At 62.1% G+C, this 24,543-nt stretch carries 22 protein-coding genes, 1 tRNA gene and 1 pseudogene; 11 read left to right on the forward strand and 13 right to left on the reverse strand.

Going from position 1 to position 24,543, the window contains the following annotated elements; genetic code table 11:
• Positions 1 to 70: 70 nt before the first annotated feature.
• Complete coding sequence (locus ACZ1J6_RS03930) at positions 71 to 2,824, reverse strand: TonB-dependent receptor domain-containing protein (protein ID WP_431569032.1); 2,754 nt, start codon at positions 2,822 to 2,824, stop codon at positions 71 to 73.
• A gap of 346 nt (positions 2,825 to 3,170) precedes the next feature.
• Here ACZ1J6_RS03930 and xdhC point away from each other — a divergent pair, with 346 nt between their 5' ends.
• Positions 3,171 to 4,085, forward strand: coding sequence for a xanthine dehydrogenase accessory protein XdhC (gene xdhC / locus ACZ1J6_RS03935; RefSeq protein ID WP_431569031.1), 915 nt, complete (start codon positions 3,171 to 3,173; stop codon positions 4,083 to 4,085).
• A gap of 21 nt (positions 4,086 to 4,106) precedes the next feature.
• Here xdhC and ACZ1J6_RS03940 read toward each other — a convergent pair whose 3' ends face one another.
• Complete coding sequence (locus tag ACZ1J6_RS03940) at positions 4,107 to 5,978, reverse strand: FUSC family protein (RefSeq protein WP_431569030.1); 1,872 nt, start codon at positions 5,976 to 5,978, stop codon at positions 4,107 to 4,109.
• A 303-nt stretch (positions 5,979 to 6,281) separates the two neighbouring features.
• On the opposite strand from ACZ1J6_RS03940, the gene ACZ1J6_RS03945 reads away from it, so the two are divergent.
• On the forward strand, positions 6,282 to 6,563 hold the full coding sequence (locus ACZ1J6_RS03945; RefSeq protein WP_431569029.1) for a hypothetical protein: 282 nt from the start codon (positions 6,282 to 6,284) through the stop codon (positions 6,561 to 6,563).
• Positions 6,564 to 6,810: 247 nt separating this feature from the next.
• On the opposite strand, the gene ACZ1J6_RS03950 is transcribed toward ACZ1J6_RS03945, so the two are convergent.
• From ACZ1J6_RS03950 to ACZ1J6_RS03975, 6 genes are all read right to left on the reverse strand, one after another.
• On the reverse strand, positions 6,811 to 7,431 hold the full coding sequence (locus tag ACZ1J6_RS03950; protein ID WP_431569028.1) for an alpha/beta hydrolase: 621 nt from the start codon (positions 7,429 to 7,431) through the stop codon (positions 6,811 to 6,813).
• Complete coding sequence (locus ACZ1J6_RS03955; protein ID WP_465127424.1) at positions 7,428 to 8,174, reverse strand: SDR family NAD(P)-dependent oxidoreductase; 747 nt, start codon at positions 8,172 to 8,174, stop codon at positions 7,428 to 7,430. Before ACZ1J6_RS03955 ends, ACZ1J6_RS03950 begins: the two co-directional genes overlap by 4 nt.
• Before the next feature lie 19 nt (positions 8,175 to 8,193).
• Entirely contained in the window at positions 8,194 to 9,150 is a 957-nt protein-coding gene (locus ACZ1J6_RS03960; protein ID WP_431569026.1) for a LysR family transcriptional regulator, read from the reverse strand.
• Positions 9,120 to 10,640 carry an acyl-CoA reductase gene (locus ACZ1J6_RS03965; protein WP_465127425.1) on the reverse strand — a complete coding sequence of 507 codons (1,521 nt, stop codon included), beginning with the start codon at positions 10,638 to 10,640 and terminating at the stop codon, positions 9,120 to 9,122. Before ACZ1J6_RS03965 ends, ACZ1J6_RS03960 begins: the two co-directional genes overlap by 31 nt.
• The gene (locus ACZ1J6_RS03970) at positions 10,637 to 12,025 is read right to left on the reverse strand and encodes a hypothetical protein (RefSeq protein WP_431569024.1); all 1,389 of its coding nucleotides are present in this window, start codon (positions 12,023 to 12,025) and stop codon (positions 10,637 to 10,639) included. The genes ACZ1J6_RS03965 and ACZ1J6_RS03970 overlap by 4 nt, the downstream gene beginning before the upstream one ends.
• 282 nt (positions 12,026 to 12,307) lie before the next feature.
• The gene (locus ACZ1J6_RS03975; protein WP_431569023.1) at positions 12,308 to 12,877 is read right to left on the reverse strand and encodes a helix-turn-helix domain-containing protein; all 570 of its coding nucleotides are present in this window, start codon (positions 12,875 to 12,877) and stop codon (positions 12,308 to 12,310) included.
• Between the two features lie 11 nt (positions 12,878 to 12,888).
• Here ACZ1J6_RS03975 and ACZ1J6_RS03980 point away from each other — a divergent pair, with 11 nt between their 5' ends.
• Both ACZ1J6_RS03980 and ACZ1J6_RS03985 read left to right on the forward strand, forming a co-directional pair.
• On the forward strand, positions 12,889 to 13,794 hold the full coding sequence (locus ACZ1J6_RS03980) for a DMT family transporter (RefSeq protein WP_431569022.1): 906 nt from the start codon (positions 12,889 to 12,891) through the stop codon (positions 13,792 to 13,794).
• 48 nt (positions 13,795 to 13,842) lie between these two features.
• Positions 13,843 to 13,953 (forward strand): annotated as a pseudogene (locus ACZ1J6_RS03985) (LysR family transcriptional regulator); the annotation flags it as partial.
• Positions 13,954 to 13,981: 28 nt separating this feature from the next.
• On the opposite strand, the gene ACZ1J6_RS03990 reads toward ACZ1J6_RS03985, so the two are convergent.
• A complete protein-coding gene (locus ACZ1J6_RS03990) occupies positions 13,982 to 14,404 on the reverse strand; it encodes a winged helix-turn-helix transcriptional regulator (protein WP_431569021.1) in 423 nt (140 codons plus the stop codon).
• Between the two features lie 180 nt (positions 14,405 to 14,584).
• On the opposite strand from ACZ1J6_RS03990, the gene ACZ1J6_RS03995 reads away from it, so the two are divergent.
• Entirely contained in the window at positions 14,585 to 15,742 is a 1,158-nt protein-coding gene (locus tag ACZ1J6_RS03995) for an MFS transporter (protein ID WP_431569020.1), read from the forward strand.
• Positions 15,743 to 16,060: 318 nt separating this feature from the next.
• Here the strand turns inward: ACZ1J6_RS03995 and ACZ1J6_RS04000 are convergent, their stop codons facing one another.
• Positions 16,061 to 16,834 carry a methyltransferase domain-containing protein gene (locus ACZ1J6_RS04000; RefSeq protein ID WP_431569019.1) on the reverse strand — a complete coding sequence of 258 codons (774 nt, stop codon included), beginning with the start codon at positions 16,832 to 16,834 and terminating at the stop codon, positions 16,061 to 16,063.
• Positions 16,835 to 17,204: 370 nt separating this feature from the next.
• Between ACZ1J6_RS04000 and ACZ1J6_RS04005 the strand changes: the two genes are divergently transcribed.
• The gene (locus ACZ1J6_RS04005; RefSeq protein ID WP_431569117.1) at positions 17,205 to 17,759 is read left to right on the forward strand and encodes a hypothetical protein; all 555 of its coding nucleotides are present in this window, start codon (positions 17,205 to 17,207) and stop codon (positions 17,757 to 17,759) included.
• A gap of 133 nt (positions 17,760 to 17,892) precedes the next feature.
• Here the strand turns inward: ACZ1J6_RS04005 and ACZ1J6_RS04010 are convergent, their stop codons facing one another.
• Positions 17,893 to 18,630, reverse strand: coding sequence for a FadR/GntR family transcriptional regulator (locus ACZ1J6_RS04010; protein WP_431569018.1), 738 nt, complete (start codon positions 18,628 to 18,630; stop codon positions 17,893 to 17,895).
• A 92-nt stretch (positions 18,631 to 18,722) separates the two neighbouring features.
• Between ACZ1J6_RS04010 and ACZ1J6_RS04015 the strand changes: the two genes are divergently transcribed.
• Both ACZ1J6_RS04015 and ACZ1J6_RS04020 read left to right on the forward strand, forming a co-directional pair.
• Positions 18,723 to 20,069 (forward strand): TonB-dependent receptor domain-containing protein, encoded by a 1,347-nt coding sequence (locus tag ACZ1J6_RS04015; RefSeq protein ID WP_465127426.1) that lies wholly within the window; start codon positions 18,723 to 18,725, stop codon positions 20,067 to 20,069.
• Positions 20,070 to 20,129: 60 nt separating this feature from the next.
• Positions 20,130 to 20,528, forward strand: coding sequence for a hypothetical protein (locus ACZ1J6_RS04020; protein WP_465127427.1), 399 nt, complete (start codon positions 20,130 to 20,132; stop codon positions 20,526 to 20,528).
• A gap of 248 nt (positions 20,529 to 20,776) precedes the next feature.
• Here ACZ1J6_RS04020 and ACZ1J6_RS04025 read toward each other — a convergent pair.
• Positions 20,777 to 20,868, reverse strand: a tRNA-Ser gene (locus ACZ1J6_RS04025).
• Positions 20,869 to 21,125: 257 nt separating this feature from the next.
• Here ACZ1J6_RS04025 and ACZ1J6_RS04030 point away from each other — a divergent pair.
• The 3 genes from ACZ1J6_RS04030 (at position 21,126) to ACZ1J6_RS04040 (ending at position 23,861) form a co-directional block, all read left to right on the forward strand.
• On the forward strand, positions 21,126 to 21,941 hold the full coding sequence (locus ACZ1J6_RS04030) for a DUF1134 domain-containing protein (protein ID WP_431569017.1): 816 nt from the start codon (positions 21,126 to 21,128) through the stop codon (positions 21,939 to 21,941).
• 207 nt (positions 21,942 to 22,148) lie between these two features.
• Positions 22,149 to 23,327 (forward strand): amino acid aminotransferase, encoded by a 1,179-nt coding sequence (locus ACZ1J6_RS04035; RefSeq protein ID WP_431569016.1) that lies wholly within the window; start codon positions 22,149 to 22,151, stop codon positions 23,325 to 23,327.
• The gene (locus tag ACZ1J6_RS04040) at positions 23,328 to 23,861 is read left to right on the forward strand and encodes a GNAT family N-acetyltransferase (RefSeq protein ID WP_431569015.1); all 534 of its coding nucleotides are present in this window, start codon (positions 23,328 to 23,330) and stop codon (positions 23,859 to 23,861) included.
• 62 nt (positions 23,862 to 23,923) lie between these two features.
• On the opposite strand, the gene ACZ1J6_RS04045 is transcribed toward ACZ1J6_RS04040, so the two are convergent.
• Positions 23,924 to 24,541 carry a riboflavin synthase gene (locus ACZ1J6_RS04045; RefSeq protein ID WP_134095473.1) on the reverse strand — a complete coding sequence of 206 codons (618 nt, stop codon included), beginning with the start codon at positions 24,539 to 24,541 and terminating at the stop codon, positions 23,924 to 23,926.
• Positions 24,542 to 24,543: the final 2 nt, after the last annotated feature.

Genomic DNA, 24,543 nt, shown 5'->3' on the forward strand with positions numbered 1-24,543 from the left:
CTGCAATGTCGCTTCGCGGGCAATAGGCACCAAGCGCCGGTGCATCTGGCACCGGCGCCCGGATCCGTGCTTACATCTTCACCGAAATGCGCAAGTAGCCGAACTGGCCGGGCACGTCATAGGTGGTGGGATCGTAGTTCGGGCCCGTGCAAGTGTTGCACGGCGGCGGATCGGTGTTGAACACGTTGACCACGCCCAGCGTGAAGGTGAAGGCGCTGTCCATGAAGCTGGGCGTATAGCCAAGCTGGACGTCGCCGTAGAACCGGCTGTTCATCTTGTGGCCGTCGCTCTCGGTCACGCTGTCGATGTAGCGGCCGGTGAAGGAGGCATCGATGCCGGCGATGGACCACGAGAGGATGCCGGTGCCCTTGAACTTGGGATAGGACTGATCCGGGAAACCGCGCGTAGTGCCCTTGTAGCTGATCGTGGCCGAACCGTCCGCCGTGGGGAACGTCTCGGTATACTTGAGCAGTCGGTTGGCGTTGAACGACAGGCCGAACGTGCCCGCGCCGGTATCCGGCGAGGTGTAGTTCAGGCTGACGTCGATACCCTGCGTGCGAATGCTGCCGATGTTCTGGAGCAGGCCGACCACGCGCGAGATGATGCCGCTGGGCGTGCGCACCACATTGGCGCAGGCGCTGGGATCGCCCAGTTCGGCGCAGCGCGACAGGGTGACTTGCGGGTTGATGGCCGAAATCGCGTTGCTCACCTTGATGTCGTAGTAATTGACTTCGAGGCTGAGATTGCGGGCAATGCCGCCGCGCGCCCAGGACGGGCTGTAGACACCGCCGAAGAGCAGGGTCTTGCTGGTTTCCGGCTTGAGCTGGTCGTTGCCGCCGGTCAGCGTGCCGATCTGGCCGCCCTGCGGCTCCTGATAGCTGCCGCTGGCGGGAACGCCGTTGGCGATGCAGTTCGTGCGCACCGTGGCGGAACTTTGCCACAGCGATCCGGCGACGTTGGTGCAGGGGTCGTCGATCGGGGCGTCGGCGCGAGACTGGGCGCCGAACAGTTCGCCGATCGCCGGAGCGCGGAACCCTTCGGCATAGCTGGCGCGCAGCAGCAGGTCGGAGACCGGCTTCCACAGGCCGGTCGCGGTGAACGTCGTGCTGGATCCGCTGGTCGAGTAATTGGCGTGGCGTACCGCGCCGTCGGCTTCCAGCAGCTGGAAGAACGGGGTGTCCTTCAGGATCGGCACGCGCAATTCGCCGTAGAACTCATCCGAATTGTAGCTGCCCGCCGCGGCCTGCGCGGGAATATCTGCGCCGAGCCCCGCCTGGATGATCGGATCGGGCGTGAACGAGCCGAACTGGTAGCGGTGCTCATAGCCGACCGCGATGCCGACCGGGCCCGCAGGCAAGTCGAATAAGTCACCGGTGAGGTTGGCGGTATAGTCTTGCATGCGCTGGCTGGACCTGTCTCGCTCGGTGAACGAGATGTAGTCGAGCATGGCCTGCGTGATCGAGCCTTCGCCGCCGAAGATGTTCAGCGGCACGCAGGCTCCGGTGCAGTCCGCCAATGGGCCCAGTGCCTGCGCCACCCGCGCGGCGTTGACGTTGCCGGTGAAGATCTGCTTGGCGTCGTTCCAGCCGAAGGCGGCGTTGACATCCCAGTAGAACTTGCGCGAGCCCACCTGGAAGCTGCCATCCAGCCCGGCATTGGCGGTCATCGTGTCGACGCGCTGCGTGTAAGTGCGCTGCCCGGCTTCGACCAGGCGGCGGGCGACGAAACCGTAAGTTGCCGGTCCCCCGTTCGCGCCCGAATTCAGCGTGATGCCGAAGGGGTTGTAAGGGTTGGTCACATCGACCGAGACGGTGTCGAGCAAGTTGCCGTTGCCTGCGTCAGGCCCGATGAACAGCGGCAGGAAGGCGGCCTGGTTCTGCGAATTGCGATGGTTGTAGACCATCTTGGCTCGGAAGGTGATGTTGGAGGTGAGTTCCTGCTTGGCGCTGACCCAGAAGCCATAGCGCTCCTGCGGCGTCAGGAAGTAGTTGTAGGGAGAGAAGTTGAAGCGGTCGGCATCGGTGAAGGCGCGGAAATCGCCGCCTGCAAGCGTCGGATCGTAGACGCCCTGGGTGGTGAGCGGAGGGTTGCGGGGGGTGATGCTGCCCCCTGCCGGTAGCGATGGATTGCCCTCGTTGAAGACGATGCGCCCGTTCACGGCTGCCGACGAACAGCCGCCGCGCGAATCCAGGCACGAAGTCTGGCCGGGGTTGGGGAATTGCGAGATCGAACGGTCCGCCGTGCTGACCTTGTCCTGCTTCACGTAGCTGGCGCCGAACACGACCGAAGTGGTCGGGCCCTTCACCCCGTAGCTGACGTTGTAATCCTGCGTATGCCCGTCACCCTGCCGATAGGTGCCGAACTGGCCCGAGGCGCGCAGCCCTTCCTGCTCGGACTTGGTGATGATGTTGACGACACCGGCGATCGCGTCCGATCCGTAGAGCGGCGACTGCCCCGATTGCAGCACTTCGATCCGCTCGATCTGGCTGGCGGGAATGGTGTTGAGGTCGACCGTGGAGGGGATGCCGCTGGCCGCCGTGGCGTTCACGTAACGAATGCCGTCCACCAGCACGAGTGTGCGTTTGGCCAGGAGGTAGCGCAAGTCGATTTCGCTGGTGCCGGCACCTACGCCGCCGCCGTCCTGCGGGTTGCCGATATTGCCCGAATTGTTGGCCTTGGTATTGAGGCCGCCCGCCGCGCTGGGCAGGCGTTGCAGCACATCGGCGACGGAGGAAAGGCCGGTCTTGGCTAAGTCCTCGTTACTGACGGTGACGACGGGACTGGGATTGTCGAGCGGGTTCTGTCGAATGCGCGAACCGGTCACGATAATAGCGTCGGTCGAAGCGGGATCATCTTGTGCGAAGGCGGTGGCAGGAAGTACAAAGGCCATTACGGCCATGCTGCAATGCAAATGAAAACGCATGGAATTCATTATTTCACCCTTTCGTAAGTCGCCTGAACTCGGGTGAAATGAAAGCTCTCTTGCCTGCCTCCGCACTGCAACAAGAATTCTTGAAAGTGCCACATTTTTGAAACAAAAGCGCAACATCGTGACAAAAACGCAACGTTCGCCAAGAGGATACATGCGGCGTGATGTCTGATGACAGTTCTCTCGGACACCGGGAAATGCGGCAGTCCGACGGTCGATCCGGCTGCGGGTTGGTATCGGCATGACCCAGTGGATCGGCTGGCTGCGGCGCCTTCCCGGGCCGCCCTCTGCGCTCGTATCGGTACTGGCGACGGAAGGGGCAGCACCCTGCGGGGCAGGGACGCGCATGCTTGTGACCACCGGCGACCAGCTTGGCACTATCGGTGGGGGAGAGCTCGAACGCCTGGTGCTGGAACAGGCGCGCGCCTTACTGATGCTGCCGCCCGGCAACTGGCGCGTGGAGGATCATCCTCTTGGTTCGCGGCTCGATGCGTGCTGCGGCGGGCGGATGCGGATACTCATCGAGCATCTGGATCCGAGCGATCTCGACTGGCTGCATGATGCCGAGCCCTGGCGCATGCTGGTGACCACACTGGAGAAAACTCGGGTCGAACGCGCGGTATTCCGCCGTGAAACGGCCACGCGCCAGTCGGCGCGCGGCGAGCTGCCCGGCGCCGGGACGCGCATGGTGGAGCCGCTGGGAAGGCGGCCGAGGCCGTTCTACCTGTTCGGTGCGGGGCACATCGGCAGGGCGATCGCCCGGCACACGATCGGCCTGCCGCTGCAACTCGCCTGGTTCGACACGAGACCGGAATCGGCCGAAATTGACGGGGTCACGGCGATCTCTGAAGAGCAGATCGCAAAATGTCTCGAAGAGGCGCCGGACGATGCGGCCGTCGCCATCCTCACCCATGACCACTCGCTCGACTACGGTCTGGCCCTTGCCGCCCTGACGCGAGCGCCTTTGGCCTTCGTCGGCCTGATCGGATCGTCGACCAAGATCGCACGCGTCAGGGCGCGTCTTCTGGCGGAGGGGGTGAGCGAAGATGCCCTGGCGCGCCTCACCGCACCGATCGGGCTTCCCAGTGTGACCGGTAGCGAACCGGATGTCATCGCCATTGCTGTACTGGCCCAGGTGCTTCAACTGAACACCTAGCAGTTCTTCTTTCGGCTATGCCTAAACTTGATTGAAGCGCCCTTCGTCGAATATCGGTGTTGACTGGACCTGAGCGCCGAGCCGCCGGTGCCATGCCATCGCGGCTTCGCCCGCGGTATTTCGCAGGTCCTGCAACGGTTCGCCGCCATGCCCGGACTGGAACAGTCGGCGCAGCATGCCGCCGACATCGTGCAGGGCTATTTCGGCCTCGACGCTGGCAAGCCCCGCCCCGCGGCGCGCCTGTTCGATTTCGGCAACCGGCTCGTTCCGGCGCACGGCCTCGAAATAGCGGCGATTGGCGTCGATGCCTTCGTCGATGCGGTTCTTCAGAGAAGCGCCGAAATCGGGCCACAAGGTGAATACGGCGATCAGCGCCGTCACGCTGCCGATCACGTTGTCGAGCATGCGGGATGAGGCGATGCCCGCGCCGGGCTGGAGCATTTCGGCGACGATCACGAAAAGCATGGTGAGGAAGATGACGAAGATGGTGTAGTTCACCGAACGCATGGCGATCGCCGCGCCCGCCAGGATGACCGCCAGCATGACGAGGACTGGTGAAGCGCTGCTTACCGTCACCAACAGCCATGCGAGCATCCCGCCCAGCACGCTGCCCAGGATGCGCTCAAGGCAGCGCGCCCATGTCACCCGGGCGCCGCCCTGCAATACCACGACAAGCGCCATGGCCGCCCAATAGGGGTAACCCAGCTTGAAGACGATGGCCGACAGATAGACGACGACCAATCCTACCGATTGCCGCACGGCCTGGCGCAGGGCGACCGGGGAAGCTCCAGGGAGGGGCCGTGCCTGCCCAGCCTTGCCCTGTAGGGGGGATCCGGATTGGCGACAGGCCAATCCTTCCAGTGCGCTCTCGAATGCCCGCAGACAGCCGATGAACAGGTCATCGGTGAGTTGGCCCTGAAGACGCCGCAGCCGGCCCGCGGCCCAATCGAGCGGGTCGCGCCGACGTCCGCCGGAGCGGGAACAGAGGGCCCAGGCCAGCAGTGTCGTCTTGCAGGCATGGGCGACGGCGGCGCGCTCCTCGATCGATCCGGCCCTGATGATGTAGGCCTGGTCCAGCGCGATCAAGGCGCCGAACAGCGTCTCGCAGGCTTCGCAGGCCTGCTCGAACCGGGCGGTGGCGGAAGGGTCTTCGCCATAGCGTTCCAGCATGCTGCGGAAACGCTCGATGGCGAGCCGTACCGCGCGTCGGTGTTCGGCATGTTCGCGGTGCCAGCGATCGTCGCGGTGCTGCGCGTCTCCCAGCTGCACGAGGCTTTCGGCCATGTCGAGCAGGCGCACGACGACGGCGTCCGATGCCCGGGAAAGCGGCAGGGCGGCGTCGATCCGCCATATTGCATTGATCAGCAGATAGGCCCAGACCGCGCCACCGAGGAAGGCGGCGGCTTGTACCGCGGCCTGCGCCGGTGGATGCGGGAAACCGACTGCCACCACGCCGACGACCGCGAGCAGCGTACCGAGCAGTCCACCGAACCGGATACGTGCCGACCACAGGACCGCGCAGAAAACGATGGTCGGCCCCGCGATCATGCCTGCCATGGGCGCGAACGAGGCGATCCATGAACCGGCGAAGGAAATGACGGTGCCGCAGCCCACGAAGATAGCCAGCAGGCGGCGGCGCTGGGTGTCCGGTCCGGGACTGTCGCAAAGGCATGTCCAGAACGCCGCGAAGACGGCCCACCCCAACCCGGCGCGTCCGGTCGCCACGGCCAGCACGAGGGGGAGCGCGACGGCGACGGCGGCACGCAGGCCTTCGACATGGTTGAAGAGCTCTGGGAGCAGGCCGAAAGAGCGCAGCTCGAGACGTCGCGCGGCTCTTCGGACGATCGTCCTGGTATGGGGCCGAGGCCGGCGAGGATCAGGCTTGTCGGTCATCACGCTCCGCCCAGCCTGCCCACTTCGGTCACCCGCATCAATTGCGATTTAAGCACGCCTCATCGAAGGCCGCGCAATGCGGATGTCTTCCGGCAGGACAGGGGCCGGGGAGGCCGGTTCGCCCTTCCACTGCGTGATCACGGACGCGGCGATGGCGTTGGCAACTGATGGGTAACTCAGCGATACGTGTGCATGAAGGGATCGACGGCCAGGATGACAGCCACGCCCTCGACCGGCAGATCGACTTGCACCACCTAGCGGCGACCACCACCAGCGAGGCCCGGCTGACGGTACTCGCTGGCGATGGGTGGAAGCTCGGCTTATCTTTTCCGGGAACTGGGGCGCACCACGCTGGTCGGTACGCTTGGCTATAGTCATCTCGAAGCGGACGAGCGCCTGTTTCTCTATCCTGAGCGGCGCATCGAAAATCGCTACAGCGCGAGCATTGCCGCGACCTTGCGCGCGCTTCACCTGGGCAGTTTCGCGCCGCTGGTCCGTCTCAAGTGGGAGCGCAACCGCTCCACCATCGAAATCTACGACTATCGACGCGTCGTCGCCGAGTTCGGCGTCACGTCAGCTTTCTGAAAAGGGCGCTCACCACCTGAAGCGTTCCCGTATGAGCGACCAGGCTTTGAGCAAAGCCATTCTAACACCCAAACCGCCCATCCCAAGGCTCGATTTTCGCTCGTACGGGGATCAGAAACCTGGTGATCCAGGGAAATAGAACGATGTATCGGGCGCGTTATCCGGCTTTAAGCAGGATATCTATCACGCTCTGCGGCGCCGTCAGCATGACGTCATGACCCGTGTCGAGCGACAATACCGTTTTAGCTTACAGCCAGCGGTGGCGTAGCGCTTCCGGCCGATTGGCCAATGATGTTGGGCAGTTTACGATCGTCCGGGGAATTTGAGCGAGGCGGGCCGGATCGTTCAGGATCAGCTTGTCGGTAACGGTTTTCCAAGGATGCGGTGTAAGGCGTTCCAAGGCCCAATCCTTGAGCGGACAAGTGCCGAGCCCGTATATCTCCCCCGCTGCCGCGTCGGGCCAAAGTCCCAGTTCAACGCCATCGACCATGCGAGTGGTCCCGGCCAATAGCAATAGGCCGGGCGATACATCGATCAGCGCTTCACCATCTTGAGGGATCGCTGCGTCGAGGTAGACGAGCCGCTCTATCCGATGCGCTTCGCGATCTGCGGCGCCGGTGACAACCATGCCGCCGTAGCTGTGACCGACCAGAACAACGTCATACAGGTCTTCGAACCTGAGCAAAGCGGCAATGTCAGTGATATGAGTCCCGAGACCCAGCCCCGGGGACAGCAGATGGCTGCGGTCCGCCAATCCGGTGAGTGTCGGCGCAAAAACCTCGTGGCCGGCGTTCTGCAGCCCGCGCCTGACCGGAGCCCAGCACCATCCGCCGTGGCCGCCGCCGTGCACGAGGACGAAAGTCGTCATGTGCTGGCTGCGCCATTCGCGAGGATATGTGCGCCTGATACCCAGCTTGCCTCCGGTGAGGCGAGAAACGCCACCACCGCTGCGACTTCGCCCGCTGTGCCGATACGTCCGAACGGGGAGGCTTGCTCAAAAAAGGCACGGGTTTCCTGCGGTGCTCGGTCCATCATGCCCGGAGCCGTGGCGCCGGGAATGACCGTGTTGACCGTCACGCCCCGCCGGCCAAGCTCCTTGGCCCAGCTTTCGGTGAAGCTCTTGATAGCCACTTTCGTCGCCGAATAGATGCCTGCGCCCGCCATCGGAAATTCACCGAGGCTGGAGGAGAGGTTTATGATGCGCCCGCCGTCGCGCAGCCGGCTTGCCGCTTCCGCGGCAATGTAGAGCGGGCCGCGCAAGTTGACGCCGAGCATCCATTCGAGTTGCTCCTCGTCGAGATCGGCAAGACTCCCGCCACCGCTGACGCCCGCGCTGTTCACCACGATGTCGAGGCGGTCAAAGTGCTGGTCTATCGCACCGAAAAGCTGCTCGACTTCGCTCCGCTTGCTGATGTCGGCGCGCACGCGGATTGCCTTGCCCCCGGCTGCGACGATCTCATCCACCGTCGCGGCGGCGCCGGCTTCGCTGCCGCTGAAATGGACGATGATGCTCGCGCCCGCGGCGGCAAACCGAAGTGCGATCTGCTTTCCAATGCCCCGGCCTGCGCCAGTAACCAGGGCCACCTTCCCGGACAGAGGTATGCTCGTCATCAGGTTCTAACCTCGCTCGTCATTCTTCGATGGCCTGGCCCGACCAGGAGCCATCGCTCGCCATCGATGCCAGAAGTTGCCGCAACAACATCTCGATCCGCACCGAAGCATGGGTGAGTACGATCGATGGATTACGGGCGATGACCATTGTGCGGGCCAGTGCATGCGCGCCGACGCGAGCCGCGCTCAGGGCCCCGGAGGCGACCTTGTCACCGATCGCCGACCAGGGCAGTACGCTGCACATCGCGCCGCTCTCCAGCAGGGCCAGCGTGATTTCGAGCGAATCGACTTGCTGCCGTACGGGCAGATCGATGCCGTGGTGACTGCTTTCCCGATCGAGAAGTTGCCGCAAACCGTGCTGCATGCCGGGAAGGACCAACGGCAAGCGGGAAAGCGCCTCGTAAGTCATGGAGCTTTCATGGGGGTCGGCGCCATGGTGGACTCCGTGAAGTGCCAGGATGCCCGGTTTGCCCACGACGAACAACGTCTCTCGGCACAGCCGCCGGGTCGAAAGATGCCGCATGCTCTGACTTTCGTAGAGTATCCCGAGATCGATCTTGCCGGTCTCCAGCCATCCCCGGATGGCGCCGCTATAGGCATCGACGATTCTCACGCTGGCAGCGGCCGATTGTTCGCCCAGCGCCGCGATCAGCGGGACGGCAATCAGCCGGCCCATGGACGGCGGCATGGCGAGGACAACCTGGCCGCGAAGGTCTCCGCGTAAGTGCCGCCCGTCTGCAATCGCCTCATCAGCGGCTTGGAGAATGTGGCGCGCCCGTTCCCGGAAAATGTGGCCGGCCTCGGTAAGAACCATGCCCCGCGCAGACCGATCGAACAGACTGAAGCCCAGTTCGTCCTCAAGTCTCGGCAACTGCTGGCTGAGCGAAGGCTGGGCAATGCCCAGGGACTCCGCGGCCCGCGTGATCGAGCCGTATTCGGAGATCTTCAGAAAGGCCTTGAGATGCGCGGTTTCCATCCGGTTTGGTTAGTCGGCAGCGATTTCAAGCGCGGCGCCCTGATCGGCGGGACGCATGTCGACGACCCAGCGAACAGATCGCCGCATCGGTTCGATGCCGTCGTGCGGGGGCCCGGCGGCATGTGGTGAGAATTGGCGTAGACTGTCATCGGATCGCCGCCCGCGAGCGAGACGAGGCGCTGGATGCCGGCCAGCGCGAAGGCATCGAGGATGCGGGGACGAATGCTCTCGGGATAGATGCCAACGGTCTGAGTGGTGTCGTCGCACCATTTCAGGACCTTCGTCAGGTTCTGGACCGGCACGAAATTGACCACGCGGTTGTTCAGCTTGTCGAAGAATTCGACCCGGTCGTTGAATTTGGAGACGACGAAGCCGCCGTTCAGCGTGTCGCCCTCGACATGGTAGAAATCGTCCTCAAGTGCGACGGCTGCCATCTCGGCTTCAAGCTCCCGGTTCGGCGTGGTGAACGGCACGGAGAGCAGCGGTGGTAACAGCCCATAGGCAGCGACCATACGTCGGCCGAGTTCGGCGACGCGCTCCAGCGAGGCGTCATCGGTGTCGCTTTCGACATAGACCAACCGCGTGTTCGCGCATGCAGTCTGGTTATAGAAGCCAGCCAGCGTGGCGAGACCTATCGCCGCCTCGTCCATGGCCGCTTCGCTGGCGAAAGTGTCGCGGCCGATCATCGACATCGAGTACTTCGGATTGAGCGCGGTGAGATCGATGCCCGGCTGGAGGAACTTCTGGATGTGGCGCACGGAACTCATACCGCCCCAGGCAGTGATCTTGTCGATCCGGCTCGTCCTGACGATCTGCGAGTCCATGATTTCGTCTCCGCCTTTCCAATAGGCGACCGCGATATGCTTCGTCACCGGATGATCGGGCGCCAGGTCGATCAGCGTGCGGGCGATGGCATTGGCCGTCAGCGGGTCGTTCGATGGCGATTTGATCAGTATGTCGGACTTGGTGAGGCCGGCACGGGCGACGGTCATGGCCGCAACCACCGGCACGTTGCCGGCGGTGATGTGCAACTGACGGGTGCCGACCGCGCGAATGCTGACGTTACCGTAGGGGCCGCTGCCGGGAACCCACCCGTCGATATAATCGAGGCCGATCGTCTTATCGACGAGGCCGGTCATCATACCGCGCTCGAACATGCGTGGAAGCGCATCGTAAACGCCCCGCAGGATCGGTTCGGCAAGACCGCCCGCCTTCAGCGCAAGCGCGAAGCTTTGTTGCAGCAGTTCGTTGTCAACCAGTCGCAGGCGCTTGCCCAGCTCGACGAAGAGATCGATGATCTCGAGCATCGGCGTGTCGTGCAGATCGCGCAGTTTCGCCGTGTCGCCCAGCACGAGATCGTGGATGTGCTTGTGCGGGTCCGCCTGGCGGAAGTCGGCGCCACCGCGCCCCTTGAACTGCACGGCATCGTCTCCGGGCATTATGACCCGGCCGCGCGCAATGATGGGTATTTCGAGGATCGGCTCCATCATGCCTCTCCCGCCACGAATTCCATGAATTCGTTGTAAGCCGCCTGCGATCCGGCGCAGGTGATCTTGTCATCCCCGCCCTCGTTCTCGGCGAAGCGTCGGATCGCCTTAGAAGCGCGTGGTCCGCCCCAACCGCACGGGCAATCCTCCTCCCAGTGCATCGTCACTTCGTCGCCTGACGTGAACCCGCCCCAGTAGGAGGTGGGAATGGGATCGACGAGTACCAGCCGGCCTTTCTGCACCCCCTCGCGCGGCAGCGCCTTGCCGGCTGCGTCCATCAGCAAGGGGACGGTGTAGGGCAGGAAATGGAAGTAGCCGTGATCGCAAAGCGGCGCATTGCCGATACATTCGGAGAAGCCGTACTGGTTGCCGAGGTGCTCTACCCCGAAGAAGGTCTTCACCTGTTCCTCCCAATCGGCGGGCGCGTCCTTGTAGCCCTTCATGCCGCCCCCGCCCTGTAGGATCGAGCCCGGCGCGAATTCACAAGTCATGCCCTTGTCGAGGCCCGCTCTGGCGACACGGTAGAGATCGGCGAAAGTGCCACCGATCTTCACTCTCTGCCCGCGATAATCGCGAATGAGCTTGCCGAACCAGGCTTCCATGTCGCCTTCGCGGCTACGCCCCTGGGCCAGCATCTGCTGGCGTTGTTCGAGCAGTGCAGGGTCGAGGCCGAGGTTCATCACCTCACCCTTGTCCTCCGCCGCTTGCAGGCGGCCGGAAAGGGCCATGAGATCGGCCGGAATATGCGTGTCGTAGAGCGTGTGGTAGTGCTCCTCGCCGCCTGCCATCTCGACATTGAACAGGCTCATCATCTTGAGCATCGTCTGATAGCCGCCGCGATAGCTGGGGAAGAACGTCGGCAGCTTGGTCGTCCAGGGGTCCACGCCGCTCGACGCGCGATTGACGCTGAAGAAATGATACTTCCACGGCCCGAGTTCATCGTAGGAACGGGGCACGAACGACAGTTTGCCGGTGGTCCCGCTGGAATAAGTGACGAGCATGCCATAAGCTTCGAGCCTCCGCAGCCACTGCTCGATCGTGGTGACACCCGCGAGGTCCACACGAGTGAGGTCATGCGCGGCCAGCTTGTCGAGCCAACCGGTCAGCTTGGCGAAATCGCGGTTCTCGATGATCTGGATCGGATAGTTCTTGAGGACGCGGTGGTCGAAGCAGACCGGCAAGACGTCTTCCAGCTTATCGATCGCCTCCACGCCCTGGCGGTCAGCCAGCTTCTTCAGGGCCGGGATGCGGTTGCGCAGCTTTGCGAAATTGATCCGGACGGCTTCGAGTTGCAACGTCTCGCGTTCTTCGCGCGGGATCGCGTAAAGATCCTCGAAACGGCGATAAGTCCAGGCTCCCGGATTGTCCGGCAGGAGACTGATAGTCATGACTGCATCCTCTCATCGATCTGTTGTCGGTAAGATAAATGCAGTCATTTCCGCATAGAAGGCGTCATTCCTGTATCGCGGTCATAGGAAAGTCCTATCGCTCGGCTCCTATCGATATCCGCGACCGTCGTGATCGATCGAAGCTCCCGAAGAAGGAACGATGACGATAGGTCAAGCGCAGAGGAAACCTGCTCTCGTCAAGCTGGCCGGACAGAAACTCTTGCCCGGCCGCCAGACCGCTCGATGAGACGGGAATGACTCGCATTGGCCGCTCGTTCATGCTCAACAGACGACGACGCGCGTGAACCTTACGATTTCGTCGCCCGCGTTCGTGTAGGAAAACGGCTGCGCGCTGCTGTAGATGGCGAAGTCCTGCGCATCGATGGTGACTGCCCCGTCAGCCTTGTCGATTCGAAGTCGTCCTGCAGATACGAAGATCATCTCGTGCCAGCCTGCCGGGTCCGGTTCGGCAACATATCTTTCGCCAATCCCGAGTGACCAGGACCAAAGCTGAGCCGATGCTGCAGCAGGGACGCTGCCGAGGAGCACTGCCCTGCTGGCATCGTCACTTCCCCTCCAGGTCAATGCTTCAATTCGCTCGGCACTGACCTGCGGATCGGCAACCATCGCCACGAAGTCGACGCCGAGCGCCCAGGCCAGCCTGTCCAGGCTGGACAGGCTGACATTGGTATCGCCCCCCTCCAGATTGACGATCATCCGGCGGCTTACGCCTGACGCCTCCGCGAGTGCCGCCTGGCTAAGGCCTGCCAATCGGCGGAGCCGCTTGAGATTATCCGAGACGTGGGAAAGCACGTCGGAACGATCGGATTGACTGCGCAGTATATTGCTCATAGATGCGCAGTATGTTGCACAAATCCACCACGCACAAACCCTTTTTCAGCCGCGAAGAGGCTGCGCTTATCGGGATAACCCTGATGTGGGGGGCGACGTTTCTGATCGTGCATCTGGCTGTTGGACACTCCGGCCCGTTGTTCTTCGTCGGTCTCCGCTTTGTCGTGGCAGGCCTGCTTACGATGGTCGCGTTCCGCCGCGCGCTCCGCGGCATCACGAAGAAGGAGCTGGTGGCCGGGTCGGCCGTCGGCGTAACCATCTTCCTGGGCTACGGATTGCAGACATATGGTTTGCAATCGATCAGCAGCAGTACATCGGCTTTCCTGACGGCGCTCTATGTGCCGATGGTGCCACTCATCCAATGGCTGGTGGTGCGTCGACCGCCGCGCGCGCTGACATGGGCCGGTATCGCACTTGCATTCGTCGGTCTGGTCTTCCTTGCTGGCCCGGATGCATGGCAGCTCGGGCTCGGACGCGGCGAAATCGCCACGCTCCTCAGCGCCGCAGCGATCGCCGCTGAGATACTCCTGATTGGGCGGTTCGCGTCGGAAGTGGTCAGTTCCAGGATCACCGTCGTGCAGCTGCTCGTAGGCGGACTGCTCTCCTTCGCGACGATGCCCATTGTGGGTGAGGGCGTTCCGGCGTTCTCCTGGGTCTGGCTGGTCGCCGGAATCGGCTTGGGCATCGCAAGTGCTCTGATCCAGCTGACGATGAATTGGGCACAGAAATCCGTATCGCCCACGCGCGCCACGATCATCTACGCCAGCGAGCCTGTCTGGGCCGGCGTCATCGGCCGGATCGGGGGCGACAGGCTCGCCCCGCTGGCGATCCTCGGTGCCGCCTTCATCATAGCCGGTGTGATCGTCAGCGAACTCAAGCCGCGCCGAAGGAGCAACGGCGAACTGTCGGTCGAGTAAGAAGGGCGGAGAGTACTCAGCCGATCATGTCCTGTTTGCAGTACTGCCATCTCGGCAGGGCGCCTTGTTCGGGTCTTGGAAGACTGGACACCACCGCTGGCGCCTTTGTGCTTCTATTATCCCAACCGACGAAAACCCTCGGCCGCTTTCAAGGCCCTGTTCGGCTGCTTTTGTCGGGAATGGTCATTCAGCAACCTGATAAGTCTCCTACGCGCTGAACCTGCGTGTCGCTCCAGTCGAGCATGCGACCATCGGCGCTGCGCAATATAAGCGGAGCGACAGGTAAAGAGTCGTGCTTGTCTACGAGAACAGAATGGGCTTCGTCAGTTTCGTAGAGTTCTTCCTCACCCCATTGCCGCAGGGCCGCGATCACCAGATGGAGCGCCTGGCCTTTCGGGGTGAGCACATAGTCCCTGTAAGCGCTCCCATCGGATGCGGGCGCCTGCGTCATGATGCCGCGCTCTATCAATGCCCGCAGACGGGTGGCCAGCATGCCTTTGGCGATACCAAGGCTGGATTGAAACGCACTGAAGCGGCGGACGCCCTCCAGTGCATCGCGGATAATCAGCAGCGACCACCAATCGCCGATGACATCCAGCGCGCGAGCCACGGGGCATGGGGCATGAGAGAGGCTGACGCGCTTCACCAAGGGCAAGGTCCTGCAGATGTGGTCCGGATTTCGAACTGGATCGAAGCCCTTATCTGGTCTTGATATAAGACCATGACAACCTCTGGAATTCTCGTGGCCTCTGAAAGGCTATCCCCGCTCTCAAGCAGGACGACCACTGTCATGGCGTTTGCAGCCGGTCTCGCGGTGGCCAACGTCTATATCGCGCATCCGCTGCTCGACCTGATCGGCAAGAGCCTTGATTTCCGTCCTGCAGAGATCGGATTGGCGGTTACCCTGGCGCAGATTGGCTATGCCATCGGTCTCATTTTTCTGGTGCCACTCACTGACATCATGGATCGAAGACGACTGATCCTGGGTCAGAGTGGGCTTTCCGTTGTGGCGCTTGTTGCCGTCGCATGTGCTCCGACACCGGCCGTCTTGCTCGCGTCACTTTCGATGGTCGGCGCGCTGGCCGTGACGGTTCAGACGCTGGTGGCCTACGCCGGAGCACTCGCACCGCCGCAGGAACGCGGCATCGTTTTAGGGAAAGTCACGAGTGGGGTCGTCGTGGGAATATTGGCTGCACGGGTGATCTCGGGCAGCGTCGGCGATCTTCTCGGCTGGCGCGCGGTATATTTGCTGGCCGCTGCAGCCAGCGCGATCGCGGCGCTGGCGCTGAATTGGATGCTGCCTCCAGATGACAGGCAATCAGGCAAACACCGCTACGGCGAGGTACTGCGATCATTGCCGCGGCTTTTCGTCGGCGACCACACATTGAGGCTTCGCGCTGCATTTGCCTTCTTCATCTTTGCAGCCTTCAGCACATTCTGGACTGCCCTGGTTCTGCCGCTGACGGCTCCCGGTTCGGGGTTGTCACATACGCAGGTCGGCCTGTTCGGATTGGTCGGCATAGCAGGCGCGATCGGTGCCCGCGGCGCCGGTCGCCTCACCGATTTGGGTCATGCGAGGCGTGTAACTGGAGCTTCTCTCCTGCTGCTCTGCTTCGCCTGGGGCATCATCGCCATGTTGCCCTTGTCCTTGTGGTGGCTCGTCGCCGGTATCGTGCTCCTCGATCTGGCGGTTCAGGCCGTGCATGTTACCAGCCAGACACTCATCGTCGATCGTCATCCCGATGCCGCCGGCCGCGCGATCGCCGCGTACATGGTGCTCTATTCACTCGGCAGCGCGACAGGGGCCGCTATAGCGCCCCTCATGTACAGCCTCTGGGGCTGGGCCGGTGTGTGCATGGCCGGCGGTGTCATCAGCGTCACCGGACTCCTGGTATGGACTGCGAGCGGCAGGTTCCAGGAACAGTCGTCATTTCCACCTTCGCTTTAGAATGGCTGAACTTCGGTGCGGCCTCAGCCTAAAGCGCGTAGAAGTGTGACAATCCTGCCGTTCGCGGGGCGGCGCCGGTCAGGTCGCCACTGATCAGTCTGGGGCGGCGCTCCAGCCGCAGCATCGATGATGTTGGGGAAACTGGATCTAGGACGGCCCATAATATTCACAGACGGTAGCCAGCCCTCGCCGTATGCCAGTTGGGGCTTCCGAGCAGACGGGACGCTGGGTAACGCCTCGCTTTGGGATGGTATGGTCATTCTCGAACTGACGGCAAAGGTCCGCTTTGGTTTTGTCCGCTGAGTTTTTTCTCCGCCTTCAGCCGAACCGACCCGAGACTAGAAAAGCAAGATCCCAGAAAATTGTGCCCTTGGCAGTCCGGCGCTCGTCATCAACTCGCTGTGCGAGTGAATCCAGATCGAACTCGTCTTCGGTTGTTAGGCCTTGTTCGATCATGCGTGGCAGCATGACCCGCGCTAGTGTCGGCAGAAACGATTCCTCCCACGGCTGGATTAGCACGCCCTCGCTCCGCGCCTGATCGATCGCGAATCCGGCGGCTTGCATCAGGCCGGCCAAGCGATACCCAAGAGTGGTGTCGCCGCCCTCGGCCGTGACTGTATCCCACACCATACGGTAGCACTGCCGGTGTACTGGGAGATCGTTTGCGCCTGCCGGCAGATCAGCGCGCGAATGTTCTTGGAACGCCAGGATCGTGCCAGCTTTTGCCAGTCGTGCAAGCTGCGTCAGCGTTGCAGCGGCATCGGGGAGGTACATCAGCACCCGCCGGCCAACGATGGCGTCGAATTGACCTAGATCGGGTAACTCGCTGCTTAGATCGGCAGTCTGATAGCGGACCTGAGCGCTTTTCGAAGTGGGCTGAACGGCGCGCGCCATGGCTAGGGCTTCTTCGCTGCTATCGATGCCAATGACTTCGCCTTCCAAGCCTACGAGCGAGGCCATTACACGGCTGAGGTCACCGTTGCCGCAACCCACATCCAGCACGCGCATCCCTGCTTCGATACCGATGTGGGGGAAAAATCGACCGCTGGGGGCATTAGCGGGATTAGCTGGTGCAAGTTTGTGATGAGACATTATCACATCCTATGACGCAATCTGCTGGAGAACAAGACATCAGTCGGTACTGGACTTCTTCTCGATCGGTTCGGATTAATGCCTTGATGAGAGCTAAGAGCAATGCAAATTGTCGCTATTGCGATCTCCTCTCCCGGAATTGGACGGGCAGGTTTTTCGCGCGTCCAGAACATTGAGCGGCGTAAGGCCGGACACCAGCAGTCAACCGACCATATTTCAAAGATTTAACTTTAAATAGGTGTCGATATTTAACCATGAAAATTGAAATTCCGATTTAAGATGAATATTAAAATAATATAAAATGCAATTAAGTCATAAATAGTTGGTTATATAAATGTGAGATTTTGGAGGAGGCTACTGGGTGCGTTCGATGACGATACTGGCGTTGCTTTTATGCGGCGCACCTGCCGTCGGCGCGGCCGGCGAGAAGGCGTTGGGACCGGGTCGGTCGAGTAGCGCCGAGATGACCGTTATTTTTGAGGCGGACCAGGCGTCGCGAAAAGACCCTGAAATCGATTGGGTTAAAATCCATGAGGACGACCAACAAAGGCGGCTTCAAACCCAAGCCTTGCTAGATGATGGCAAATTGAGCAGCGGTGATGATTTCTATCATGCCGCATTCGTCTTTCAGCATGGCGATCTACCCGAAGATTGTTTGAAGGCTCACGCACTTGCAGTCATAGCGGCAGCGCGCGGCAAATCCGAGGCTGCATGGATCGCGGCTGCGACACTTGATCGCTACCTCGTGCGTATCGGGCAACCCCAAATTTACGGCACCCAGTATCAGCGGCATGATGGGAAAAAGTGGACTCAGGAACCTTATCGAAGCGATTTGCTTTCTGATGCGCTTCGTGAGGCCAGTGGAGTACCGTCGATCCACCAACAACAGGCGAAGCTTAAAGAGATGGTAAGTAAATCGCCATGAACGTTCGAGCGAACCGGCGCTACTGGCGATGATTCGTCTATAGCGAGGAAGGCACCTGACTAGACGCTGCGCGCCATCTGCACCGCACTCCCGATCATCCAGCCATCGAAGGGCGACCGACGACGAGCGCGGATCATTCCGGGGCGGGATGACGCTTTTCGATCAGGCCGAGCGCGTCGCCGATGATCGTACGCATGGCGATACGCGCCGCGTGGGAGTCTCGTGCAATGATGGCGTCCAGCACTTTTGCGTGCTCGTCGACATCGGCGGTGCGGCCTTTGATCCGGTTGGTGAAACGGATTGAAGTGCGCAAAGCCGTGCTGACGATGTCTCGAAGCTGGATATAAAACGGGTTCTTCGAGGCACGCAGGATCGCCACATGGAAAGCGATGTCGGCTTCCAGAGGGTCGTCCAGCCCGTTCTCCGCAGCGCGCATCCGCAGAAGACCCGCTCTGATCCGCGAAATGTCTTCCTCTCCCGCGACTTGCGCCGCCAGAGCGGCACCCTCAGGCTCTACCGCGACACGCAACTCATTGAACTGGCGCAGCAATTCGACCGAAAGCTGGCGTTCGAGCATCCAGCGCAGGACATCGGTATCGAACAGGTTCCAGGACGACGTCGGCTGCACGATGGTACCCTGGCGCGGGCGGGCACTGACCAGTCCCTTGGCGGTCAGCATCTTGACCGCCTCGCGCGTTACCGAGCGACTGACGCCGTGCTGCTTGGCAAGCTCGGCTTCGGTGGGAAAAACCTTGTTATCGAATTGCCCGGTAACGATGGCACGGCCCATGCTGTCGAGCAGGCCATATGTCAGATTGCGGCCGAGCTGAGCGACGGGCTCATCGACGATGAGGGGGGAGGAGCCTGTCACTAAGCCGTCCTTGTGTTGTCATCCCGCTTTTCCAGGACCTCAACAAGTCCAACAGCCGCCAGTATGCCTTCAAGCTGGACTCCGCGTTCGACGTGGACAGCAGCTTCCTGCGCCAGGTCCAGGTCGGTGCACGCTACAGCGATCGCCAGGGCACGTTCCGGGCCGTGGCAGGCGGTCCTTCGTTCCCCGGACCGAACCGCGGCACACTGGTCGATTCCGTTGGCCTGCCTTCGGACTTCATGGTGCGCTCGCCCGATTCCATCCCCTACATCAATGGCGGATCGCACTGGTATACGCCCAACGCGGATTACCTGCTCAACAACACCGATGACCTGCGTGCGCTTTACGGCGCGCCCGCCGGCGATCCGGACTGGGATCCGACCCGTAACTACGATGCGGCGGAGAAGACCTTCGCGGCATATATGCAGGGCAAGTACCAGCTCGATATCGGCGATGTCTCGATGATCGACGGCCTTGTCGGCCTGCGCGTATTACGGACCAACCGCACGATCGACGGCACCTCGCGCGTGATCGGCGGGGCAACGGACGGCAGCGACCTGTTCGTACCCGTCAACCGCGACACCTCGGACGTCTACGTCCTGCCCAACGCCAGCATCCGCTTCAAGGCGAACGACCAACTTCAGTTCCGCGGTACTTATGCCAAGACGATGTCGCGGCCGACGTTCGGCGATCTCAACCCCGGCCTGTCGCTGGCAGCGCCGGGCGGCAACCCGAACGTCATCCTGGCAGGTTCCGGCGGCAATCCCGATCTCAAGGCGCAGCAGTCCCACAACTTTGACGTGACTGCGGAATACTACTTCGGCCGTTCGAGCTATGTCTCGCTGGCGGGCTACTACCGCAAGCTCAAGGATCGCGTGGCACCGGACACCACGATCCAGGTGATCGATGGACAGACCTACCAGATCACCCAGCCGCGCAACCTTGGTTCCTCGAACCTCAAGGGCATCGAGGCGGCCGGCCAGTTCTTCCTCGATTTCCTGCCCGAAGGCTTCGACGGCTTCGGTCTCATGGGTACCTTCACTTATGCGGACAGCAAGGTGACGACCAAGGGCGATCTTCTGGAAGGCCAGCAGTTGCTCGGCGTTTCAAAGTACAGCTACACCGCGGGCGCGCTTTACGAGAAGTACGGCATCACCGCGCGCGTGGTCTACACCTGGCGCTCGGGCTACAACGAGACGGCATTCGGAGCGGGTACGCTGACCGGCTCGACAGACTCGGTGCAGTTCAACAAGGTGAAGTCCAACGGCCGTCTCGACTTCTCGATCGGCTATGACGTGACACCGAATATCACCGTCACGTTCGATGGCGTCAATGTGAACGGCGGCAAGTATTACAGCTACTTCGATACGCCAGCCTTCCCGCACGACATCCGTATCGACGACAAGTTCTACGGTGCAAGCATTCGCTTGAAGTACTGAGTTCGGACGACCGCCAGGGGATCGTTTCCGAAAGAGCCGAAACAAGGGCGGGGCGCTGTGATGGCGCCCCGCCTTTTCCTTGCGACCACTCTGGTTGTTCCAGTGATGCTCGTGAAGTGGCCCCGCAAATCTCGGCTGGTCGTCAAGCTCGCTGTAGCGGACATAGGCATTGGCTTGCAGGATGGGTTGACCAAACGCCAGGCACGGCCTTGGATTGTTTACCGCGCCGATCGCGTGACAATGGCACAGCGCTGGCAGTGGATCGGGCCAGCAAACGGTCGATCATCGCGAACATCGATCCACGACGTTGCCGTATCGGTCTTCACCTTAGCCTTAACGGACACGTTGATATCGTTGCCATGGAATCGCTCGGCGGCTAGCCCGGCCGCGACGAGCGAGAAGAGTGACATCACGCTAAAGCAGCAGCAGCGATCTAATCAGCAAACGGTGAGGCGCTGAGATATAGTCCTTCGCCGGCCAAGGCGACTCGGGGCTCGCCGCGACTTTACCGATCTCAACAAATCACGGCACCCGACGTAAATGCATTCGCCGGCGTCATGAAAATCTACAAATTTCCCGGAAAAATTTCTAGCCCGAGGTCCACGATAGTCCATGAAAAACTCTTCCAAGCGAAGTGTCTATCATGGTCCCTATCGTGGACCCGGGCTGAAACTTAGGCCCACGAAGCGCAGAAAACTGCGGCGCCGTGGCGGAGACGGAGGGATTCGAACCCTCGGTACCCCCTTAAGGGTACGACGGTTTAGCAAACCGCTGGTTTCAGCCACTCACCCACGTCTCCGTAGCGGCCTAGGAGGCGCCGTATAACGAGGGGTGTTTGTGTCGGCAAGAGGGTCTTGTCGTAGTTTTTTACGCCTGTGGAAATGTTTGTCGAGGCGTGGGGTTTCGCGGGGATTCGATCTGCCGCAAAACCGAGTCGTCCTGTCGACCGTTCATTGCGGGGTCATGCGCTCTGGATTCTTTAGTGGCATGTCGCAGTGTGCGCTCGGGAGCGTACCTGTCGTATGGAATTCGGGATCGCCATTGGAGGGCCACCAGATGTCATTCACCACGCAAATCGCCGCCAGGGGGGCGACGGTTCGCCTGTCTCGAAGGGTCGGCGGCGCCGTTGCGGCCATGCTGGTCCTGCTCGCTCCGATAGGGTCCGCCACGGCACAAGTGACCACGGTCGATCCCGATGCGGCGATCGACAGCGACCTCAACGGCGGAAACGCCTCAGGCAACACGTATGCGCCCCCGGCCGAAGCGCCGCCGGTGGACGCGCCTTCGCCTTATCCGGGCAACGGAACGCCGGTCGATTCGTCGGCTAACGGTTCGACCTACCAGCCTGCCCCCAGCCCCTCGCAGACCACGCCGCCTGCCGACGGATCGACGACCTATCGCCAGGACGACCTGATCGGCGCCGCCGAGGGCGTCTTCGGCAAGGGTGCCAAGGGGCTCGCCGGCGTGATCGAGGACCTGCTCAAGAAGCAGGGCGAGCCGAATGGCTACATCATCGGCCGTGAAGGCGGCGGCGCGATCGCCGTGGGCCTGCGCTATGGTTCGGGCACCCTCTATCACAAGGTGGAGGGCGAGCAGCCGGTCTACTGGACTGGCCCTTCGATCGGCTTCGATGCCGGTGCCAACGCGGGCAACGCCTTCGTGCTGGTCTACAACCTCTACGACACCGAAGACCTCTACCACCGATTCGGTGCGGGCGAGGGGCAGGCCTATCTCGTGGGCGGCTTCAACATCAGCTATCTGCGCCGCGGCAACGTTGTGCTTATTCCGGTTCGCGCCGGTGCGGGCCTGCGTCTCGGGGCCAACATCGGTTACATGAAGTTCACTCACAAGCAGAGCTGGATGCCCTTCTAAGGCGCGTTCAGCTCTCCGGTTTTGGATCCATGCGGCGTCGGCTTCCATTCGGCGCTGCGTGGCTTTGCATCTTTCGTTCAATTCAAACAAAATTTCGCCCTGAAGGGCATCCGGCATCGCCGGGCGCGATAAATTTGCAGTTCTCGGCAATTGTCGGTCGATCCGGCATTGCGCGCTGTCCCTGCTCGGTCTAATGCCCCGCGCGCCATGCTTACGAACCTTCAGCAACAGCCCGCCGATGCGCTTCTCGCGCTCATCAAGCTCCACAACGCGGATCCGCGCGCAGACAAGATCGACCTCGGCGTCGGCGTCTACCGCACGGGCGAGGGGGATACCCCGGTGTTCCGCTCGATCAAGGCGGCCGAGGCGAAACTCGTCGCCGAGCAGGACTCGAAAGCCTATCTCGGTCCTGAGGGCGACATGGGCTTCGTCGAAGCGCTCATGCCCTACGTCTTCGGCAAGGACAGCCCCGACATGGGCGGCCGCATCGAAGGCATGCAGACCCCCGGCGGCACCGGTTCGCTGCGCCTCGCACTCGCGATGGTGAAGCGCGCCGGTTATCAGCGGATCATCGTCGGCACGCCGAGCTGGCCGAACCATGCGCAGATCTGCGCCGACCTCGATCTGGGCGTCGTTGAATTCAACCACGCACTGCCCTCGGGCCACCCCGACATGGACGCCGTGCGCGCCGCGATCACCGATGCCCAGGAAGGCGATGCCATCCTGCTGCACGGCTGCTGCCACAACCCCACCGGTATCGACTATACCAACGAGCAGTGGGACGAGATTGCCCAGCTCATCGCCGATGCCAAGATACTGCCGATCCTCGACCTTGCCTACCAGGGCCTGGGAATGGGCATGGAAGAAGACGCCTACGGCCTGCGCCGCGTGCTCGTGGCCGTGCCGGAAGCCCTGATCTGCTATTCGTGCGACAAGAACTTCGGCCTCTATCGCGACCGCGTCGGCGCTCTCTATGCGATGGTCTCCGATCCGGCCGACCTCGCCAAGGTCATGTCGAACGGCCACAACCTGGCGCGCGCCAACTGGTCGCAGCCGCCAGATCACGGCGGTGCCGCGGTTCGCCTGATCCTTGAGGATGAAGCGCTGACCGCGCAGTGGCTCGCCGAACTCGACGAGATGCGCGACCGCATGCGCCAGGTTCGCGCCAAGCTTGCCGCTTCCGGAACTGCCGGTGCAGTCGACCTGACGCCGATGGGCGGCCAGAACGGCCTGTTCTCGATTGTGCCGCTCAGCAAGGACCAGGTCCTTGAAATGCGCGAGAAGCACGGGATCTACATGGCCGGTTCGGGCCGTATCAACGTGGCGGGCCTGACGATGGGCAATATCGACAAGTTCATCGCCGCAGTGGCGGACGTGACGGCCTGAATGGATCGCCAGCCGGTCCTTGAAGGGGACCGGCTGGTCCTTCGTCCGCTTCGTGCCGACGATTGGGACGCGCTGCTTGCCGTGGCTTCCGATCGCGAGATCTGGGCGGGCCATCCCGCTCACGATCGCTGGCAGGAGCCGGTGTTCCGGCGCTTCTTTGCCGAGGCAATGGCCAGCGGCGGGGCTCTCGCGGTTGTCGACAGGCAAGGCGGGGCGCTGATTGGTTCCAGCCGTTACGGCCAGCCTGATGGCGACGAGATCGAGATCGGTTGGACTTTCCTGGCGCGCGCGTATTGGGGCCGCGGCTGCAATGCCGAGATGAAGCGCCTGATGCTTGCCCATGCGCTGGTCCATTTCGCGCGGGTGACCTTCATGGTCGGCGCAAACAACGTGATCTCACGCAAGGCCATGGGCCATATCGGCGGCGTTCTGACGGATCGCGTTTTCGAACGCGAACTATGCGGCGTGATCGTTCCGCATGTGCTTTTCGAAATCACCCGCGAGAGCTTCGCCCATGGGCCTTTGGCGGATTGAGGATTTCTGGCTGGAGGCCTTGGAAGGGTCTCCGAACGACCCTTCCGCGGCTTTGATTTTCCTCAGTTCCGCAGCGACTGCATCCGCTGCAGGTAGCGGGCAAGCACGTCGATCTCCAGGTTCACGCTGTCTCCTGCCTTGAACGCACCGATCGTGGTCACTTCGGAGGTGTGGGGAATGATGTTGAGCGTAAAATGGCAGCTACCGTCCGCCTGGTCGGTCACGTCGTTCACCGTCAGCGATACGCCGTCGACGGTGATCGATCCCTTGGGGGCGAGATAGGGCGCCAGTTCCTTCGGGGCGGCGATCACGAAGCGCTTCGAATCGCCTTCCGGCGTCACGCTGACGATGGTGCCGACGCCGTCGACATGGCCTGTCACGATGTGCCCGCCCAGTTCGTCACCCAGCTTGAGGGCAGGTTCGAGATTGAGGCTGGTGCCTTGGGTCCAGCGGCCCGGCACGGTGCGGGAAACCGATTCCGCCGAGATGTCCACTGCGAACCAGGCGTCGCCGGCCACGCCGCCTTTGTCCACCACGGTCAGGCACACGCCCGAGCACGAGATCGAAGCGCCCATGGCGATGCCGGCCGGATCGAAGGGGCAAGTGATGACCGCGCGCAAATCGCCCGTCTGGCGGGCTTCGCGGATCTGGCCGATGGCGGTGACGATTCCGGTGAACATGG

The organism is Novosphingobium sp. BL-S-21 (assembly GCF_055521655.1).

Coding starts and splice junctions, on each gene's coding strand:
- xdhC (WP_431569031.1), top strand. CDS start 3,171: ATGACCCAGTGGATCGGCTGGCTGCGGCGCCTTCCCGGGCCGCCCTCT.
- ACZ1J6_RS03940 (WP_431569030.1), bottom strand. CDS start 5,978: ATGACCGACAAGCCTGATCCTCGCCGGCCTCGGCCCCATACCAGGACG.
- ACZ1J6_RS03945 (WP_431569029.1), top strand. CDS start 6,282: ATGGGTGGAAGCTCGGCTTATCTTTTCCGGGAACTGGGGCGCACCACG.
- ACZ1J6_RS03950 (WP_431569028.1), bottom strand. CDS start 7,431: ATGACGACTTTCGTCCTCGTGCACGGCGGCGGCCACGGCGGATGGTGC.
- ACZ1J6_RS03955 (WP_465127424.1), bottom strand. CDS start 8,174: ATGACGAGCATACCTCTGTCCGGGAAGGTGGCCCTGGTTACTGGCGCA.
- ACZ1J6_RS03960 (WP_431569026.1), bottom strand. CDS start 9,150: ATGGAAACCGCGCATCTCAAGGCCTTTCTGAAGATCTCCGAATACGGC.
- ACZ1J6_RS03965 (WP_465127425.1), bottom strand. CDS start 10,640: ATGATGGAGCCGATCCTCGAAATACCCATCATTGCGCGCGGCCGGGTC.
- ACZ1J6_RS03970 (WP_431569024.1), bottom strand. CDS start 12,025: ATGACTATCAGTCTCCTGCCGGACAATCCGGGAGCCTGGACTTATCGC.
- ACZ1J6_RS03975 (WP_431569023.1), bottom strand. CDS start 12,877: ATGAGCAATATACTGCGCAGTCAATCCGATCGTTCCGACGTGCTTTCC.
- ACZ1J6_RS03980 (WP_431569022.1), top strand. CDS start 12,889: ATGTTGCACAAATCCACCACGCACAAACCCTTTTTCAGCCGCGAAGAG.
- ACZ1J6_RS03995 (WP_431569020.1), top strand. CDS start 14,585: ATGGCGTTTGCAGCCGGTCTCGCGGTGGCCAACGTCTATATCGCGCAT.
- ACZ1J6_RS04000 (WP_431569019.1), bottom strand. CDS start 16,834: ATGTCTCATCACAAACTTGCACCAGCTAATCCCGCTAATGCCCCCAGC.
- ACZ1J6_RS04005 (WP_431569117.1), top strand. CDS start 17,205: ATGACGATACTGGCGTTGCTTTTATGCGGCGCACCTGCCGTCGGCGCG.
- ACZ1J6_RS04020 (WP_465127427.1), top strand. CDS start 20,130: ATGGCGCCCCGCCTTTTCCTTGCGACCACTCTGGTTGTTCCAGTGATG.
- ACZ1J6_RS04030 (WP_431569017.1), top strand. CDS start 21,126: ATGTCATTCACCACGCAAATCGCCGCCAGGGGGGCGACGGTTCGCCTG.
- ACZ1J6_RS04035 (WP_431569016.1), top strand. CDS start 22,149: ATGCTTACGAACCTTCAGCAACAGCCCGCCGATGCGCTTCTCGCGCTC.
- ACZ1J6_RS04040 (WP_431569015.1), top strand. CDS start 23,328: ATGGATCGCCAGCCGGTCCTTGAAGGGGACCGGCTGGTCCTTCGTCCG.
- ACZ1J6_RS04045 (WP_134095473.1), bottom strand. CDS start 24,541: ATGTTCACCGGAATCGTCACCGCCATCGGCCAGATCCGCGAAGCCCGC.